The organism is Kitasatospora sp. NPDC056327 (assembly GCF_042261735.1).
In the GTDB taxonomy this organism is placed as follows: Bacteria; Actinomycetota; Actinomycetes; order Streptomycetales; family Streptomycetaceae; genus Kitasatospora.
This window is the reverse complement of record NZ_JBHJRC010000064.1, coordinates 1-17,517: the sequence shown is the minus strand read 5'-3', so window position 1 is coordinate 17,517 and position 17,517 is coordinate 1. Positions and strand designations below refer to the sequence as shown.

Below are 17,517 nucleotides of genomic sequence, written 5' to 3'. Positions count from 1 at the left end.
TCACCGGACGGGCGGAGTCTCTGGGCGTCGACGTCCAGCCTCGACACCTCGCACGCCACGTACCGGGACCCGTCCCGGTCGGCGGCCCACCCCTCAGGAGTGACTGCCATGTCGCTGTCCCGCCGGGACTTCGTCAACCGTTCCACCATCGTCGGGGCCGGTGTTCTGATCGCCGGCAGCGCCGAGGCCCTGGCCACCGCGCCGGGCGCGATCGCCGCCCCGGCCGGTGGCGAGGCTCCGGTCGCCGAGGCCGCCGCGGCCGAGCGCGTCGCCGTCGGCTACGGCCCGCTGGTCGCCGACAAGGAGGGCCTGCTCGCCCTGCCCAAGGGCTTCAAGTACAAGGTCGTGAACCGCGCCGGCGTCACCAAGCTGCGCACCGGCGAGTTCACCCCGAGCAACCACGACGGCACCTCGGCGTTCGAGGACGAGCGCGGCGGCAACCTGCTGGTCGTCAACCACGAGCTCTCCGGCGCCCGCGCCAACTGGCCGCACCCGGTGCCGCTGACCGAGGGCCACGTCTACGACCCGGGCGCGGCCGGCGGCTGCACCATCGTGCACGCCAAGGCCAACGGCAAGGTCGAGCAGTGGGTCGGCATCGCCGGCACCGCCACCAACTGCGCCGGTGGCATCACCCCGTGGGGCACCTGGCTGTCCGGCGAGGAGACCGAGGACAAGGCCGGCAAGAACGGCTTCACCAAGGACCACGGCTACATCTTCGAGGTCGACCCGTTCGACGACGACTACAACCGCGACCCGCAGCCGGTCAAGGCGTTCGGCCGCTACGCCCACGAGGCCGTCGTCGTCGACCCGAAGCGCGGCCAGGTCTACCTGACCGAGGACGCCTCCAACCCGAACGGCCTGCTCTTCCGCTGGACCCCGCCGGCCGGCTTCAAGCACGGCCGCTACCAGCTGCGCAAGCTGGCCGCCGACGCCGGTGTGCTGGAGGCCTTCAAGGTCTTCGACTCGCAGGGCAAGTTCATCGACGACCTGTCCCGCGCCACCGCGGTCGGCACCACCTACGGCGTGGACTGGGTGAAGGTCCAGGACCGCGACGCCAGGACCGTCTCCGTCCGCAAGCAGTTCAAGGAGGGCGAGGTCTCCCGCGCCCGCAAGCTGGAGGGCATGTGGTGGGGTGACGGCGGCTTCTACTTCGTCTCCAGCTACGCCCGCTCGGAGAGCCCCGGTGCCGCCCACGACGGCCAGGTCTGGTTCTACAACCCGGCCCGCCGCACCATCACCCTGAAGGTCCTGCTGGGCGTCAACACCGACGTCTGGGGCGACCACGACAACTTCGACGGCCCGGACAACATCACCGTCTCGCCCTACGGCGGCATCGTGATCGCCGAGGACGGCGACGGTGTCTCGCACCTGTTCGGCGCCACCGACGAGGGCCTGACCTTCCCGATCGCCCGCAACGAGCTCAACATCGGCACCGCCGAGAAGCCCGAGTTCAGCGAGTTCACCGGCGTCACCTTCTCGGACGACGGCAAGACCCTGTTCGCCAACATCCAGACCCCGGGCATCCAGCTGGCCATCACCGGCCCGTGGCACCGCCTGAACGAGCACAAGCGCGGCCAGGGCTACGGCCAGTGAGCTGAGCGCGGCTGAGTGGGAGGGGTCCGTTCCCCGGAACGGGCCCCTCCCGCACGTCCGGCCGCCGCGGCCGCCCTTCGTCCGGCCGGGACCGCCCGGGGCCGTGGGCGCGGGCCTCAGCCGTCGGCGGGCAGCCGCAGCTGGAGCATGGCCAGCAGCCGCTGCTGCGGCTGGGCCAGGTCGATGCCGGTCAGCTGCTCGGCCCGGCGGACCCGGTAGCGCAGCGTGTTGGGGTGGATGTGCAGGGCGTCCGCCGCGACCCGGACCTCGCCGAGCGCGTCCAGCCAGGCCAGCACCGACTCGGCGAGCCGGGTGCCGTGCCGCCGGTCGTACTCGCTGAGCGCGGTGAGCCGGGGGTCGCGCAGGCCGCCGCGCTCCTGGAGCAGCGCCAGCATCTCGCTGACCAGCACCTCCGCCTGGACGTCGATCAGCGCCGCGACCTCCAGCTCCACGCCGCCGCGGCCCATTGCGTCCAGGATCCGGTCCGCCTGCGCCCGGGACTCGGGCACCCGGGCGAGGCCGTCCACCGTCGAGCCGATCGCCGCGCGCAGCGGGACGCCCAGGTGGTCCCGGGCCGCCCCGACCACCTCCTGCGCCCAGCCGCGCACGGTGGCCATCGGCAGGTTGGCGGGCAGCTCCGGCAGCAGCACGTAGACCCGGGAGTCGATCGGCGCGAGCAGCGCGGCGCGGTGCCGGGCCGCGGTGTGCACCGAGATCAGACCGGTCACCTCGGCCCGGGTCAGCTGCTCGGTGCTGCCCGCGCTGTACGCCAGCACGGTGGCCGGGCGGCGCACGTCCAGGCCCAGGTGGGTGGCCAGCGACTGCGGGCCGGTGGAGCCCTCCAGCAGACCGGTGAACAGGGTCCGGGTCAGCCGGACGTCCGCCGACAGCTCCCGGCGCCGGCGCACCAGCTGGGCGGCGGCGACCCGGGCCGCGCCGACCAGCGACTGCTCGGCGAGCGGCGCCAGTGGCTGGGAGCCCTCCTGCACCCAGATGGTGCCGAGCGGCTGCGCGCCGGCCCGGATGCCGATCGCCAGCCGGCGCCGCAGCCCGAGCTCGGGGTGCGGGTCGACCGCGATGGCGGTGTCCGAGGTGCGCAGGTGCTGGAAGACGCCCCACTCGCGGAGCTTGGACAGGTACGGCTCGGGGCCCTGCCAGCCGAGGATGGAGAGCCGCCGCAGGTCGTCGACCTCGTCGGAGTCGGAGGAGCGGGAGTAGGCGAGCACCCGGCTGGAGGTGTCCTCGATCGAGACGATGCCGTTGGTGAGCACGGCGACGGTCTGGGCGAGCGAGAAGAGGTCGCCCGCGTTGTGCTCGGCGCCGCCCGGCGAGTCCGGGGCGTCCGGGCCGGCGATGATCGCGCGGACCAGCGAGTCCAGGTGCTCCCAGCGGGTCTCCCGGCGGACCGAGAGCAGCGCCACGCCCGCCTCGGTGGCGGCCTCGCGCAGCGCGTCGGCCTGGCCGGGGGCGTCCAGCTTGACGGCCACCGCGGCGGCGCCGGCCCGGCCGGCCGCGCGCAGCGCCGGGAGGGCGGCCCGGCCGCGGGCGCCGATGGCGAGCACGAGTTCGCCGGCGGCGGCGGCGGGCGTGTCCTCGGGGTCCAGGATGGCGACGTCGCGGACCGGGACGTCGAGCCCGTTCGGGGCGGCCTGGAGCTCGACCAGCGGCTCGCCCAGGGACATCAGCAGCTGCCGCAGCGGGAGGCCGGGGGTGGTCACCGGGTCTCCCGCGGGGGAGGCGCCGGGTGCTCCCGGGAGAGCCCCGCGGGGCGGCTGTTCACCCGGACGGAGGCTCCGTTCATCCACCTGGACAACACCATGCGAATGATTTTAGCCGTCCGGCCAATCAAGCGGGCCCCGGTGCAGGAATAGCGTTCGTCCTGTGGCCGTCGTGCGACCCGCGTCGGCATCCCCCGCAAGAACGAAGGAGAGCGTGCGCTCATGGACGCTGTGACCCAGGTCCCCGCGCCGGTGAACGAGCCGGTCCACAGCTACGCCCCGGGCAGCCCGGAACGGGCCCGTCTGGAGGCCAAGCTGAAGGAGCTGGGCGGCCAGGAGCCGGTCCAGCTGACCATGACGATCAACGGTGAGCGCCGGATGGGCGGCGGCACCGAGTTCCACGTCGTCCAGCCGCACAACCACGCGGCGAGGCTCGGCACCCTGCGCAACGCCACCCAGGCGGACGCGCAGGACGCGATCGACGCTGCCCTGGCCGCTGCTCCGGCCTGGCAGGCGCTCTCCTTCGACTCCCGCGCCGCGATCTTCCTGCGCGCCGCCGACCTGCTGGCCGGCCCCTGGCGCGAGACGCTGGCCGCCGCCACCATGCTCGGCCAGTCCAAGACCGCGCAGCAGGCCGAGATCGACACCCCCTGCGAGCTGGTCGACTTCCTGCGCTTCAACGTGCACTTCGCCCGCCAGATCATGGCCGAGCAGCCGATCTCCTCGGACGGCGTGTGGAACCGCAGCGACCACCGCCCGCTGGAGGGCTTCGTCTACGCGATCACCCCGTTCAACTTCACCGCCATCGCCGGCAACCTGCCGACCGCGCCGGCGCTGATGGGCAACGTGGTGCTGTGGAAGCCGTCGCCGACCCAGCAGTTCGCCGCGCACCTGCTGATGCAGCTGCTGGAGGCCGCCGGCCTGCCCAAGGGCGTCATCAACATGGTGACCGGTGACGGCCTGGACGTCTCCGCCGTGGCGCTGAAGCACCCGGCGCTGGCCGGCATCCACTTCACCGGCTCCACCGCCACCTTCCAGCACCTGTGGCGCGAGGTCGGCAACAACATCTCCGGCTACCGCACCTACCCGCGGATCGTCGGCGAGACCGGCGGCAAGGACTTCCTGGTCGCCCACCCGTCCGCCGACAGGGCCGTGCTGAGGACCGCGATGACCCGCGGCGCCTTCGAGTTCCAGGGCCAGAAGTGTTCCGCCCTGTCCCGTGCCTACGTGCCGGCCTCGATCTGGGCCGAGCTGAAGGACGAGTTCCGCGACGAGGTCGACGGCCTCACCATGGGCGACGTCAGCGACCTGTCGAACTTCATGTCGGCCGTCATCGACGACCGCGCGTTCGCCAAGAACAAGGCCGCCATCGACCGCGCCCAGGCCGACCCGCAGGTCGAGGTCCTGGCCGGCGGCACCTACGACGACTCGGTCGGCTACTTCGTCCGCCCGACCGTCCTGGTCTGCGAGGACCCGGCGAGCGAGTACTTCCGCGACGAGTACTTCGGCCCGGTCCTGGCCGTGTACGTCTACGAGGACGAGAAGTACGAGGAGATGCTGACCCAGATGGAGTCGGTGTCGGCCTACGCCCTGACCGGCGCGATCATCTCCCAGGACCGCGAGGCCGTGCAGCACGCGATGCTCAAGCTGCGCAACGCCGCCGGCAACTTCTACATCAACGACAAGCCCACCGGTGCGGTCGTCGGCCAGCAGCCGTTCGGCGGCGCCCGGGCCTCGGGCACCAACGACAAGGCCGGTGCCAAGCAGAACCTGGCCCGTTGGACCTCGACCCGCTCGGTCAAGGAGACCTTCGTCCCGCCGACGGACTACCGCTACCCGCACATGGGCTGAGTGCCCGGACCTCTTGGTCCCCGACGCCCCGGTCCCGCGACCGGGCGTCCCCACGGGCGGCGGACCGACCACCCCTCCGGTCCGCCGCCCGTCCTTTCTGCCACCCTTGGAAGCACCAGTACCAGGAGTCACGATGCTCCGTTCCGCCCTCCTCGCGGCCTCCCGCTCCGCGCAGGTCCGCACCGTCGTCGAGAAGTTCCCGCCGACCCACGCGATAGTCGAGCGCTTCGTCGCCGGCGAGGCCCTCGACGACGCGGTCACCTCCTGCGACGACCTCGTCGCCACCGGCCGCAAGGTCACCCTGGACCACCTCGGGGAGGACACCCGCGACGCCGCCCAGGCCGCCGGCACCGCCGAGGCCTACGAGCACCTGCTGAAGGCGCTCAAGGAGACCGGCCTGGCCGCCGGCGCCGAGGTCTCGGTCAAGCTCTCGGCCGTCGGCCAGTTCCTCCCGGTGGACGGCGAGAAGATCGCCCTGGAGAACGCCCGCCGGATCTGCGAGGCCGCCGCCGCGGCCGGCACCACGGTGACCCTCGACATGGAGGACCACACCACCACCGACTCCACCCTCGCCATCGCCCGCGAGCTGCGTGAGGACTTCCCCTGGCTGGGCGTCGTCCTCCAGGCCTACCTGCGCCGCACCGAGGACGACTGCCGCGAGTTCTCCGGCGCCGGTTCGCGCGTGCGCCTGTGCAAGGGCGCCTACAAGGAGCCCGAGTCGGTCGCCTTCCAGGGCAAGCACGAGGTCGACCTCGCGTACGTCCGCGCGCTCAAGATCCTGATGGCCGGCGAGGGCTACCCGATGATCGCCTCGCACGACCCCAACATGATCAAGATCGCCGGGCAGCTGGCCCAGTGGAACGGCCGCAAGCGCGACTCCTTCGAGTACCAGATGCTGTTCGGCATCCGCCCCGAGGAGCAGCTGCGCCTGGCCGGCGAGGGCAACACCATGCGTGTCTACCTCCCCTACGGCCAGGAGTGGTACGGCTACTTCATGCGCCGCCTCGCCGAGCGCCCGGCCAACCTCACCTTCTTCCTGCGCGCCATGGCCACCCGCGGCTGACGTCCGCGCGCCGCCACGACGGCCCGCCCCCTCCACCGGAGGGCGCGGGCCGTCGTGCGTTTTCACCCGATGGGGTGAGCGGGGTCGTCCTAGGATGTCCGGAGGTGGTGAACTCTGGGGTGGCAGGGAGGAGTTGGCGTGGTGCTGAAGAGGTTCGCGGAGCTGTCGACGCCGCTGGTGGCGGACGCGTGCGTGCGGCTCGCAGTGGAGCTGCGGGCGGCCCCGGCCGGGGTGGCGGCGGTGGTGCCGGGGAGCCGGGTCGCCGGGCGGGTGCTGCCGGTGCGGCACTACGGGAGCGTGGACGTGTTCCTGGAGGCCTACGGCGCGGCCGGGCCCGGGGACGTCGTGGTGATCGACAACGGCGGGCGGCTCGACGAGGCGTGCATCGGGGACCTCGCCGTGCTGGAGGCGCGGGCCGCCGGGGCCGCCGGGGTGGTGGTGTGGGGACTGCACCGGGACACCCCGGAGCTGGTGGAGATCGGGCTGCCGGTGTTCAGCTACGGCAGCCTCCCGCTCGGGCCGATGCGGCTGGACGGCCGGGAGCCGGAGGCGCTGCGCACCGCCAGGTTCGGGCCGCACCTGGTGGGCGCCGGGGACGTGGTGTTCGCGGACGCCGACGGGGTGCTGTTCGTCCCCGCCGAGCGGCTGGACGAGGTGCTGGAGACCGCGGCCGGCATCGCCCGCACCGAGCGCGCGCAGGCGGAGCGGATCCGCTCGGGCGACACGCTGCGCCGGCAGACCGCGTTCGACGAGTACCTGGAGCGCCGCGCCGCCGACCCGGAGTACAGCTTCCGGCAGCACCTGCGGCGGATCGGCGGGGCGATCGAGGAGTGAGCGGACGCGGCCGGGGCCCGGCGGACTGCCGGGCCCCGGTGCGGGCCGTGCGGGGGGTCTGTGCGGCCCCGCGCGGGGCGCCGTCCGCTCAGAGCATCGCGGCGGCCGGCTTGACCATGGCGCGGGCGGTCTTGGCGTCGACGTACTCGCCGATCGCGGTCATCACCCACTCGCCCGAGTACTGGCGGACCAGCTTGCACATCACCACGCCGGTGCGGGCCTCGGAGTGGGTCAGGTCGAAGCGGACCAGCTCCTGGTTGGTGGCGGCGTCGACCAGGCGGCAGTAGGCGTTCTTGACCTCGGTGAACTTCTGCCCGGAGAAGGAGTTCACGACGAAGACCAGGCCGCAGACCTCCGGCGGCAGGCCGTTGAGGTGCACGGTGATCGACTCGTCGTCGCCGCCGCCCTCGCCGGTCAGGTTGTCGCCGGAGTGGACCACCGCGCCGTTGAAGATGCCCAGCTTCATGAACCAGGCGGTGTCCAGCTTCTCGCGCTTGGCGTCGAAGGCGAGGCAGGAGGCGTCGAGGTCGATGTTGCGGCCGCGCCCGGCGGGCTCCCAGCCGAGGCCCATCCGGATGGAGGAGAGGAAGGGCTTGCCGTTCTTCTCCAGGGAGACCGAGCCGCCCTTGGTGAGGCTCACCCGGCCCTTGTCCAGGGTGACCTTGGTGAACGACGGGACGCCGGCGGGCGGGGTCGGCGGGCCGGGCGGCATCGGGGGCGCGCCCTGCGGCATCGGCGGGGCGGCGGCCATCGCGAGCCGGGGGTCGACGGGGGCGGCGGGCGCCGGCGGCGGAGTCGGCGCGGCGGGGGCGGCCGGGGGCGCGACGGGCGCGGGGGCGACGGGCGCGGGTGCGGCGGCCGGGGCCGGGGCGGCGGGCTGGTCGTCGACGCTCACGCCGAAGTCGGTGGCGATCCCGGCCAGGCCGTCGGCGTAGCCCTGGCCGACCGCGCGGACCTTCCAGGCGCCGTTGCGCTGGTAGACCTCGACGACGATCAGCGCGGTCTCCCGGCTCAGCGGCGGCGGGGTGAAGGTGACCAGGACCTCGCCGGTGGCGGCGTCCCGGACGGTCGCGGTCGGCTCGATGCCCGCGAAGGTCGCGCCGGCCTCGTCGGGGCTGGCGGTCACCACGATCTTGGTGATGCCGGCCGGGACGGCGGCGGTGTCGACGACGATGGCGTCCGGGCTGCCGGCGGAGGCCGGACGGTGGGTCACGCCGGGCCCGTGGGGCGCGTTGTAGAAGACGAAGTCGTCGTCCGAGCGGACCTTGCCGGCGTCGGTCAGCAGCAGGCCCGAGACATCCAGCGCCTTGGGTGCGGTGACCTCGACGGTCACCCGCGCGGCGGTCAGCGGGGCGTTGCCGCCTTGGGTCAGGACCGTGGACACGAACTCCTCCTGGGATGCGGTGGTGCGGTGCCGGCCCCGGCGGTGGGGCGGCTGTGCCGACTGGCGACCACAGTAACGAACGACTCCGGCCGGATGAGCCCGAACGGTGCGCTGACCTGTCGGGTTGTCGGACCGGGGCGGACCGGGGCGGACCGGGGACGGGCCCGGAGCGGGGGCCGGACGGGCCCGGGGTGGAGGCGGGACGGGCCCGGAGCGGAGGCGGGGTGAGCGGTGGTGCGTTCGGGGCGGGGTGCGGGCCGGTGGGGCGGCCGGGTGTTCCCGTCGCCCCGGGTGTGCGCCGGGCCGTGCCCGCCGCAGCCTTCGCCGGCGTCCTCCCCGGCCGCGCTGCGGTGCCGCGTCGTGCGGCCCGCGGTGCGGTGGTGCGGCCGGGGACGGGCCGGAGGGGTGGTGCGAGGGCGTTGCGGGGTCAGGCGGCCGGGGTGGCGGTCCGGGGTGCCGGTACCGTCGGGGCCGGGCCGCCGGCCGGGGGTGCGAAGGTGCCCAGGGCGGCGACGGCGCGCGGCCGGTCGATGCCGAAGGCGCCGGCGCTCCAGGACTCGGCGGCCCGTGGCTCGGCGGCCCGCGGATCGGTGCCGCGGGGATCGGTGCTGCGGGGCGGGGCGCCGGGTGCCGGGCGGGCGGTGGGGCCGGGGCGGCGGGCGCCGAGCACGGTGAAGGTGTACCGGCCGGGGCGGACGTCGGTGCCCGGCGGGGTGGTGAAGCGGTACACCGCGGCGCCGCGCTCCTGGTGGGTGGTGACCACGGCCCCGGCGAGGTCCGTCCACGCGGTGCCGGCGCCGGGGGCCGCGGTGCCGGGCGCGAGGCGGAACTCGGCCTGGAGCGCGGTGAGCGGTTCGGTGACCGTGAGCGCGAGGCGGTGCCGGGTGCCGTCGCGGCCGAGCGGCTGGACGAGGGCCGCGCCGGTCAGGGCGTGGTCGTCGGTGTCGCCGTCGGTGCCGTCGGTGCCGTCCGTGCCGCCGGGACCCTTCGTCGCGTCCGGTCCCCCGGTGGTGCCGGGGCCGGGCCGGACCGGGCTCGCGGGACCGTCGGGGTCCGAGCCGGCGGTCTCCTCGCCGAGGACGCCGCCGCCCCAGCCGCCCGGGGGCGGGCCGGGGGTCGGGAAGAACGGGCGGGGGCCGCTCGACGAGGGCGACGGAGCCGGGGTGGCGGGGGACGGCGACGGGGACCCGCCCGGCGGGAGCTGCTCCTCGCCGGGGCGCCGTGCGGTCTGCTGGCCGGGACCGGGGACCGCGGGCGGTTCGTCGGCGGTGACCGGGTGGTCCGGTCGGCCGCCGAGCACGGTCTCCGGGGCGTCGCCGCCCGTGCCGGCGCCGGTGCCCCTTCCCGCACCGCCGCCGTTGCCCGCTCCGGTCCCGGGGCCCGTGGCGCCGCCACTGCCCGGGGAGCGGTCGGCGGACTCGCCGCTGACGCCGTGCCGGGGCGCCGGGCCCTCGGCGAGCGGCACTCCGGACGGGAGGCCGCCGGGGCGGGGCGTGCCGGGAGCGGTGGCGTGCGGCCCGGGTGCGCCGGCGCCGGAGGAGGGCGCCGGGACGGGCGTGGACGGGGCCGCCGGGGGACGGCCCGCCGTCGCGGTCGAGTCGGCGGTGCCGCCGGACGCGGTGCCGCCGCCCGAGGAGGTGCCCGGGCCGGAGTCGGTGTCCGGGCTGGGCGGCGGGGTCGAGCCGATCCGGGCGACGCCGGCCCGGCGGCCCACGCCCTGCTGCTCGTTGAGCAGGAAGGTGGTGGCGATGCTGATGCCCACGACGGTGGACATCGCCATCGCGGCGCCCGAGAAGCGCAGGGTGGGCAGCCGGAGGCGGCCGCCGAACGGCGCGGGCCGTCCGTGCCGGCCGCGCCGTGCGCGGTACCGGTCGTGCGCGTACGCCGCGTCCTGCCCGGTGTCCTCGGACAGAGTCACCGGACCCCTCCCTCCCCTGAAGTCGCCGTTGCGGTCGTCGCATTCTCCCACGTACCGACGGCGGCGCCGGTGCCACCGGACCGGGCGGACGGCCGCCGGGGCCGGCCGGAGCGGCGCGGCCCGGCGCTTCCGGTCCGGCGGTCTCGTCCCGGGGCGCGCGTGCGGAGTCCGCCGGATGCGCGCGCGGGCGTGCGCCGGCAGAGGGGACGAGCGTAGCAGCGGGTCCCCGGGCGGTGGCCAGTGATCGGACCGAATTGATCCAATCCGTGGACAACCCTTTGACCAGCGGAAGTTGACGGTCCGTCTGACAGGGTCGGTAAGGGACCCTCGGCGGCTGCGGGGATTATTGCAACCCCCTTGCAACCCTTGCCCGGTCTCGCGCGGTGGAGCAGGCTGAGGGGCATCCCACGCCGTCCCGGAGAGACCGTCATGCCGCCCGACCCGCTGCCAGCACCCTCCAGTGCCCCCCTCGCCGCTACCCCCACGGGCGGCGATGAGGCAGGCTCCACCGCCGCTCCGGCGGCGGTGGAGGAGGTGCTGCCACTGCGGATCTCGCTGGGCGAGGAGGTGGTCGGCGAGGTCCGCACGCGGTTCCGGTTCGACGCCGCCCGCCCGTACGAGGTGCTGCTGACGTTCCACCTGGGGCGTCCGGACGAGGCCGACTGGGTGTTCTCGCGCGAACTGCTGCGCGACGGCCTCCGCTCGTTGAGCGGTCAGGGCGACGTCAAGCTGTGGCCGGCGTACTGCCCGTGCCACGGCTCGACGTTGCACCTGGCGCTGGAGTCGCCGCACGGCAGTGCGCTGCTGGAGGTCTCCAAGCCGAAGGTCCAGGACTGGCTGGACCGGACCTACGCGCTCGTGTCGGAGACGGCGGAGCAGGCCCACGGGCCGACCGACGCCCAGCTGTCCGAACTGCTCGCCGGCGGGCGCTGAGCAGCGGGCGGTCCGCGGCGACGGTCCGCAGGGACGGTGCGTACCGGTGTGCGGGGAGCGGCGGCGGTCCGGCGCCGGCCGGCCGGCCCACCGGTGGTGACGGCGCGTCGGCGGGGCCGTCCGTGGCCGCCCGGGCCGCGGCCGCTCCGGCCGCCGCGGGCCCGGAACGGCTGCGGGGCCCGGGCCGGGGCCGGCTACTGGGCCGGGGCGGATGGCGGCAGGGCCATCCGCCCGGTCCGGGGGCGGGGCGGCACGACGGCGCCGTCGGCCGGAGGGCGCGGACCGGGTAACGGCGGGGTGCCGGGCAGCCGGACCGTACCGCCGGCCAGGCCCGCGCGGAGCCGGCGCACCGCCGGTGCGGAGGAGGAGGGCAGCAGGTCGTAGGGGTCCTCCGGGCCGGCCACGGTGACCAGGACCGACTCGGCGAAACGATACGGCCGGTGCGCCAGCAGGCCGCCCAGGTAGCGGCGGAGCCGGGACAGTTCGGCCCGCACCGTCACCGTCCGGGCCGGGTCCCCGAACAGCGCGTCGGCCAGCTGCGCGGCGCTGAGGCCGTCCCGCTCGGTGGCCAGCAGCAGCAGGAGTTCGGCGTGGCGCGGGCTGAGCGTGTGCGACCAGCTGCCGGCCGCGCCGTGCACGGACAGCCCGGGGCTCCCCGCACGGCGCAGGTCCAGCCGGAGCCGGGCGCCCGAGGCCTGTTCGGCGAGCAGACCCCCGGGGCCGCCGGTCTCGGGACCGCGTCCCTCGGAGCCGGCGGGGCCGCCGGCCGGGACCGCGGGCAGGGCCTCCTGGGGTCGCACCGGCCGCACCAGCCAGCCGTCGGCGAGTGGTTCGATCGCGCATTCGCCGAGGCTGGGCAGCCAGTGCACGGCGGTCGAGTCCCAGCCCTCGGCGGGCAGCCTCAGCCTGGCCGGCGGCGGGAGTCCGGCCGCCGCCGCCGTCCAGCCCGCCGCGTCCACGACCAGGGCGGGGCCCTTCACCCGGGCGAGCATCGGGGCGGCCAGGGTGCGCAGGTGGTGCAGGGACTCCAGGCGGCGGGCGCGCAGTTCGGTCTCGGCCAGCCTGGCGGCGGTGGTGGTCAGCTGGAGCAGGTAGGGGCGGACGGAGTGGGCCGGGCCACTGAGGTTGATCGCGCCGATCAGCCGGCCCGTGCCCGGGTCGTGCACGGGGGCGGCGACGCAGGTCCAGGAGTGGTGGCTGCGCAGGTAGTGCTCGGCGGAGTGGACGTGCATCGGGCGCTGGGTGCGCAGGGCGGCGGCTATGCCGTTGGTGCCGACGCGCTCCTCGATCCAGCGCGCGCCGGTGAGGAAGCCGATCCGGTCGGCACTGCGGCGCAGGCCGCGTTCGCCCTCCTGCCAGAGGACGTGGCCCTCGGCGTCGGCGATCGCGAGGAGCAGCGGGGGCTGGCCGACCTCTTCGAGCAGGGTGTCGCGCAGGACGGGGAGCAGCGGGTCCAGGCCGCTGGTGCGGCGGCGGTGTTCGAGTTCGGCGGGGCCGAGGTGGACGGCGGCGGCGCCGGCGTCCGGGGAGAGGCCGAGGCGGCGCAGGCGGGCCCAGGAGTCGCCGATCTCGGGGCGGGGCTGGAAGAGGGAGGGGTCGTCGGGGGCGGTTTCGCGGGCGGCGCTGCGGGCGGCGGCCTCGGCGAGGGCGCGCTCGTGGACCTTCGCCAGTTCGGCCGCGGTCTGCGGAGTACGACGTTCGGGTCGTCGGGTCTGCCGTCCTGGCTGCCGCACTCGTTTCGCTCCTCGCCGCCGTCCGAGGGCGCGCCGGGGCCGACGCGCTGACGAAAGAGTACGGGCGCCGCCGGGTCCTGGGGATGGGGTCTGCCAACTCGGAATACCAGACGGTACGGGAATGCACCTGTCAAGGAGTGGCGGTGGGGGCGGAAGGGGCGGAGCAGGAAGTCGGACGGGCCGACTTCCTGTGCGGGGGGCCGGGGTTGGGCGTTGGAATATGTAGACCGGGCTGCATATTTTGGGGCGCCTGAAGGCTTTCTAGGTAGACCGGTCTGCATATTTTCCCGTTGCCTCAGAGGAAAAGGGATGAGAGGGGCGGTATCGGCTGGTCAGAGCGCCGGGCCCCTGGGGTGCGCGCCCGGCGCACGGGTGCGCGCTGGGGGCGCGCACCCGGTTGCCGGTCGTGGGGTGGTGGCGGCCGGTCGACCGGGGTGGTGGAGCGGTGCGGGTGGCGGCCTGCGGTTCCGGCGGGAGGTTCCGGTCCGCTGTTCCGGTCCGCTGTCCCGGCGCGGGGTGCCGGGGTGGGGAGGTTGCGGCGGGCCGGGGTCGGGGCCGGGGTCGGGGTCGGGACCAGGGCTCGGGGTCGGGGTGGGCGCCGGGGTGGGGGATCGCCGGTGACTGATTTGGAGCGTTTGCGGTCGTTATTGATCGTTCTCGATGCTTGCCGCCGGTCTGGTACTAGTTGTTCCCATGCTCCGGATTGTTCGCGAAATGTTCTGTTCCCGGTGGGCCGGCCGTCGCGCCGGTGGCGCCCGGTGACCGCCACCCCGGTCCGCGGGCTGGCGGTGTACGACGGCAGCGGGATCGACGGCGGCCTCTACCGCACCGTGGTCCGGTGGGCGGACGCCGCGCCGCACTGGTTCAACCGGCTGGTCGAGGTGTGGTCGCTGCTCGGCCTCACCCTCTTCGCCCTGCTGATGCTCGCCGCCTGGTGGCGGGCGCGCGCGGCCGCTCCCCGGGTGATGGCCCGGGTGCTGGTCTCGCCGCTGGTCGTGCTGGTCGCCTACGCGGTGAACTCCGGGTTCAAGGGGCTGGTGGAGGAGGTCCGGCCCTGCGCGCAGCTGCGGGTGCGCGACACCCTGGAGACCTGCCCGGGCACCGGTGACTGGTCCTTCCCGAGCAACCACACGGTGGTCGCCTTCGCGGCCGCCGCCGCGCTCTGGTTCGCCGACCGGCGGCTCGGCGCGGTCGCCGCGGTCGCGGCCGTGCTGATGGGGGCCTCCCGGGTCTGGGTCGGTGTGCACTACCCGCACGACGTGCTGGCCGGCGCGCTGGTCGGCCTGCTGGTGGCCGTCCCGCTCGGGCTCGCCGCGGGCGGGCTGGGGCCGCTGGTGGCGCGGGCGCGCACCGGCCCGCTGCGCCCGCTGCTCGGCGCCGGTCCGGCGGGCGTCGCCGCGGGGGACCGGCGGCCGGTCGGCGCCCGCCGGGACTGAGCGGTGCCGGTGCCGGTGCCGGTCGGCACCGGTCCCGGAGGCGGCGCGGGACGGGCCGGGTGGGCGTCCGGGTTCTCCGGGGGCGGCCCGACCGGTCGGGCGCGACCGGGCAGGGCGGACGCCGTCCCGTACCTGCCCGCTGTGTCCCCTGCTGTGCCCCCTGCTCGGCGCCCGCCGGGACCGGGCGGCACCGGCGCCGCTCGGCACCGGCGCCGGGTGGAGGGGCCCGGGTGGAAGGTCCGGCGCGGCGCGGGGTGGGCCGGTGCGGGTTGGGCCCGGTGGGCCGGGTCGGGGCGGGCGTCCGGGGCCTTCGGGGTGCCCCGACCGGTCGGGCACGACTGAGCAGGGCGGATGCCGTCCCGACCCTTGTGCGGCAGGGGCGGCGGGGAGAGCATGTTGAGCCCGGCGCGGCGGCCCCGAGCGGAGCACCCGCCCGGATCAGTCGTGCCAGGGCGCCCGTGCGCGCCGGGCATGCCGCGCGAGTGGAGGGAAGTGCTGCCCATGCCGTACCGACTCGACATCACCCAGGGGGACTGGCCGGCCGAGGAGCTGGGCCAGGGCGTCGAGGGGCTGCTGGCCGAGGCGATGGTGCTCACCCTGGCGACCGCGGGCCATGAGCACGGTCCGCACGCCAATCTCGCCTTCTTCGCCCACGACGACGACCTCGTCCTCTACTTCGTCAGCGAACGCGCCACCCGGCACAGTCACCACCTGGCGGAGGAGGCCCGGGCGGCGGCCACCGTCTTCCTGCCGCCACCGGTCTTCGGCGAGCAGCTGCGCGGGCTTCAGCTGGCCGGCAGCGCGAGCGAGGCCTGGGGGCGGCAGGCGGAGGCGGCGCTGGTCGCGTACCAGGGGCGCTACCCCGCCTTCGCCCGGGACGACGAGGTCCGGCGCCAGTTCCTGACCGGCGGCGGAGCGGCGGCCCTGTACCGGTTCCAGGTGGAGGAGCTGACGGCGGTGGACGAGCCGAAGTTCGGCCGGCGGAACTACCTGCGGGCGACCGTGCGGCGCTGACCCCGCCCGGCCCGGGCCCGGCGGCTCCGGGCCGGGAGGGCAGGTTGGCTGTACAACTTTTCGGGCGGTTCATCTGCGGGCCGCCGACCGGACTCCCCTCGGACACCTGACGGCATCAGCCTGGCCGCATGAGAGTCATCGTCGTAGGAGCGGGCGTGCTGGGCACCATGCATGCCTGGCAGGCCGTCGAGCGCGGCCACGAGGTCGTCCACCTGGAGCGCGAGGCGGAGGCGCGCGGCGCCTCGGTGCGCAACTTCGGGCTGGTCTGGGTCAGCGGCCGTGCCCAGGGGGAGGAGCTGGACACCGCGCTGCGGGCCCGCGAGCTGTGGGAGCGGATCGGCGGCCGGGTGCCCGACCTCGGCTTCCGCGCCAACGGCTCGCTCACCGCGATCCGCACCGGGGCCGAGCTCGCGGTCGCGGAGCAGGCGCTGACCCTGCCCGACGCCGCCGCGCGCGGCTACCGGCTGCTCGACCCGGAGCAGACCCGGGCCGCCAACCCCGCCCTGCGCGGCAGGCTGCTCGGCGCCCTGTGGTGCGAGCGGGACGCCGCCGTCGAGCCGCGCACCGCCCAGCCCGCGCTGCGCGCCGCGCTGACCGCCACCGGCCGCTACACCTTCCTGCCCGGGCGCGAGGTCCGCGACGTCATCGGCGAGAACGCCGTCCGCGACGACCACGGCGACGTCCACGCCGGCGACCTCGTGGTGCTGTGCACCGGCGCCTGGCTGGGCGGTCTGGTCCGCGAGCTGGCGCCCGCCCTCCCGGTCCGCAAGGTGCGGCTGCAGATGATGCAGACCGACCCGCTGGACGAGCCGCTCACCACCTCGGTGGCCGACGGCGACTCCTTCCGCTACTACCCGGCCTTCGCCGGCAGCGCGCTGGACCGCCTGCGCGAGGCCCAGCCCCAGCCGCCGGTGGCCGCCGAGCACGGGATGCAGCTGCTGATGGTCCAGCGCCGGGACGGCGGGCTCACCATCGGCGACACCCACGAGTACGACCAGCCGTTCGGCTTCGACGTCGTCGAGGACCCGTACGACCACCTGACCGGCGTGGCCGAGGACCTGCTCGGCCGCCCGCTGCCCCGGATCCGGCGCCGCTGGGCCGGCGTGTACGCGCAGTGCGTCGACACCACCCGGGTCGTCCACCGCGAGCGCGTCCGCGAGGGCGTCTGGCTGGTCACCGGCCCCGGCGGACGGGGCATGACCTGCTCGCCCGCCATCGCCGAGAAGACCGCCGACCTCGCCAACCTGTAAGACCGCCCGAGGAACCGACCCAGAGGAACTGAACATCATGCCGCACGACATCCGCCTGGTCGTCCTGGACATGGCAGGCACCACCGTGGCCGACGACGGCCTGGTCGAGCGCGCCTTCCAGGCCGCCGCCGGCTCGCTCGGCGTCGAGGCCGGCAGCCCGGAGCACGTCCGGATGCTGGAGCACGTCCGCGCCACCATGGGCGAGTCCAAGATCTCCGTCTTCCGGTACCTGTTCGGCGAGGAGGAGAAGGCCCAGCGGGCCAACACCGCCTTCGAGGCCGCCTACCACGACCTCGTCGACGCCGGTCACTGCGAGGCGCTGCCCGGTGCGGCCGAGGCCATCGCCGAACTCCGGGGCCAGGGCCGGAAGGTGGTCCTCACCACCGGTTTCTCCCGGGCCACCCAGGACCGCATCCTCACCGCCCTCGGCTGGGAGTCGATCGCCGACCTCACCCTCTGCCCGGCCGAGGCCGGCCGCGGCCGCCCGTACCCGGACCTCGCGCTCACCGCGCTGCTGCGCACCGGGACCGACTCGGTGCACCAGATCGCGGTCGCCGGTGACACCGGTTACGACATGCTGACCGGCTCGCGCGCCGGTGCGGCCGTCGTGGCCGGCGTCCTCACCGGCGCCCACGGCGAGGAGCGGCTGCGGGCGGACGGCGCCTCGCACGTGCTGGCGTCCGTCGCCGGGCTGCCGGGGCTGCTCGCGGGCTGAGCCGGGCCGGGGGCGGGGGCGAGGGGGAGAAGGCCGGGGGGCGAGCGGGGCCGGGCGGGCGCAGTGGGGGGAGCG

The 17,517-nt window shown here is 75.4% G+C and carries 13 protein-coding genes; 9 read left to right on the top strand and 4 right to left on the bottom strand.

Annotated features, from left to right (window positions below):
- Positions 1-108: 108 nt before the first annotated feature.
- Positions 109-1,593 (top strand): alkaline phosphatase PhoX, encoded by a 1,485-nt coding sequence (locus tag ACFCX4_RS12410; protein ID WP_376141202.1) that lies wholly within the window; start codon positions 109-111, stop codon positions 1,591-1,593.
- A gap of 116 nt (positions 1,594-1,709) precedes the next feature.
- Here ACFCX4_RS12410 and ACFCX4_RS12405 read toward each other — a convergent pair whose 3' ends face one another.
- Positions 1,710-3,311 carry a PucR family transcriptional regulator gene (locus tag ACFCX4_RS12405; RefSeq protein ID WP_376141200.1) on the bottom strand — a complete coding sequence of 534 codons (1,602 nt, stop codon included), beginning with the start codon at positions 3,309-3,311 and terminating at the stop codon, positions 1,710-1,712.
- Positions 3,312-3,533: 222 nt separating this feature from the next.
- Here ACFCX4_RS12405 and pruA point away from each other — a divergent pair, with 222 nt between their 5' ends.
- From pruA to ACFCX4_RS12390, 3 genes are all read left to right on the top strand, one after another.
- On the top strand, positions 3,534-5,162 hold the full coding sequence (gene pruA, locus ACFCX4_RS12400; protein ID WP_376141198.1) for an L-glutamate gamma-semialdehyde dehydrogenase: 1,629 nt from the start codon (positions 3,534-3,536) through the stop codon (positions 5,160-5,162).
- A 133-nt stretch (positions 5,163-5,295) separates the two neighbouring features.
- Positions 5,296-6,225 (top strand): proline dehydrogenase family protein, encoded by a 930-nt coding sequence (locus tag ACFCX4_RS12395; RefSeq protein ID WP_376141197.1) that lies wholly within the window; start codon positions 5,296-5,298, stop codon positions 6,223-6,225.
- Positions 6,226-6,366: 141 nt separating this feature from the next.
- The gene (locus tag ACFCX4_RS12390; protein WP_376141230.1) at positions 6,367-7,059 is read left to right on the top strand and encodes an RraA family protein; all 693 of its coding nucleotides are present in this window, start codon (positions 6,367-6,369) and stop codon (positions 7,057-7,059) included.
- An 88-nt stretch (positions 7,060-7,147) separates the two neighbouring features.
- On the opposite strand, the gene ACFCX4_RS12385 is transcribed toward ACFCX4_RS12390, so the two are convergent.
- Complete coding sequence (locus ACFCX4_RS12385; RefSeq protein WP_376141195.1) at positions 7,148-8,443, bottom strand: TerD family protein; 1,296 nt, start codon at positions 8,441-8,443, stop codon at positions 7,148-7,150.
- A gap of 427 nt (positions 8,444-8,870) precedes the next feature.
- Positions 8,871-10,361, bottom strand: a complete 1,491-nt coding sequence (locus ACFCX4_RS12380) for a hypothetical protein (protein ID WP_376141193.1) — start codon at positions 10,359-10,361, stop codon at positions 8,871-8,873.
- Positions 10,362-10,895: 534 nt separating this feature from the next.
- Here ACFCX4_RS12380 and ACFCX4_RS12375 point away from each other — a divergent pair.
- Entirely contained in the window at positions 10,896-11,294 is a 399-nt protein-coding gene (locus tag ACFCX4_RS12375) for an SsgA family sporulation/cell division regulator (protein ID WP_376141191.1), read from the top strand.
- Positions 11,295-11,488: 194 nt separating this feature from the next.
- On the opposite strand, the gene ACFCX4_RS12370 is transcribed toward ACFCX4_RS12375, so the two are convergent.
- Entirely contained in the window at positions 11,489-13,027 is a 1,539-nt protein-coding gene (locus ACFCX4_RS12370) for a GAF domain-containing protein (protein WP_376141189.1), read from the bottom strand.
- Between the two features lie 758 nt (positions 13,028-13,785).
- Between ACFCX4_RS12370 and ACFCX4_RS12365 the strand changes: the two genes are divergently transcribed.
- From ACFCX4_RS12365 to ACFCX4_RS12350, 4 genes are all read left to right on the top strand, one after another.
- Positions 13,786-14,463: a phosphatase PAP2 family protein gene (locus tag ACFCX4_RS12365; protein ID WP_376141187.1), complete on the top strand. Its 678-nt coding sequence runs from the start codon at positions 13,786-13,788 to the stop codon at positions 14,461-14,463.
- A 501-nt stretch (positions 14,464-14,964) separates the two neighbouring features.
- Positions 14,965-15,477, top strand: a complete 513-nt coding sequence (locus ACFCX4_RS12360) for a pyridoxamine 5'-phosphate oxidase family protein (protein WP_376141186.1) — start codon at positions 14,965-14,967, stop codon at positions 15,475-15,477.
- Positions 15,478-15,605: 128 nt separating this feature from the next.
- Positions 15,606-16,727: a TIGR03364 family FAD-dependent oxidoreductase gene (locus ACFCX4_RS12355; protein WP_376141184.1), complete on the top strand. Its 1,122-nt coding sequence runs from the start codon at positions 15,606-15,608 to the stop codon at positions 16,725-16,727.
- Positions 16,728-16,764: 37 nt separating this feature from the next.
- Positions 16,765-17,442, top strand: a complete 678-nt coding sequence (locus ACFCX4_RS12350; RefSeq protein ID WP_376141182.1) for a phosphonatase-like hydrolase — start codon at positions 16,765-16,767, stop codon at positions 17,440-17,442.
- Positions 17,443-17,517 lie beyond the last annotated feature (75 nt).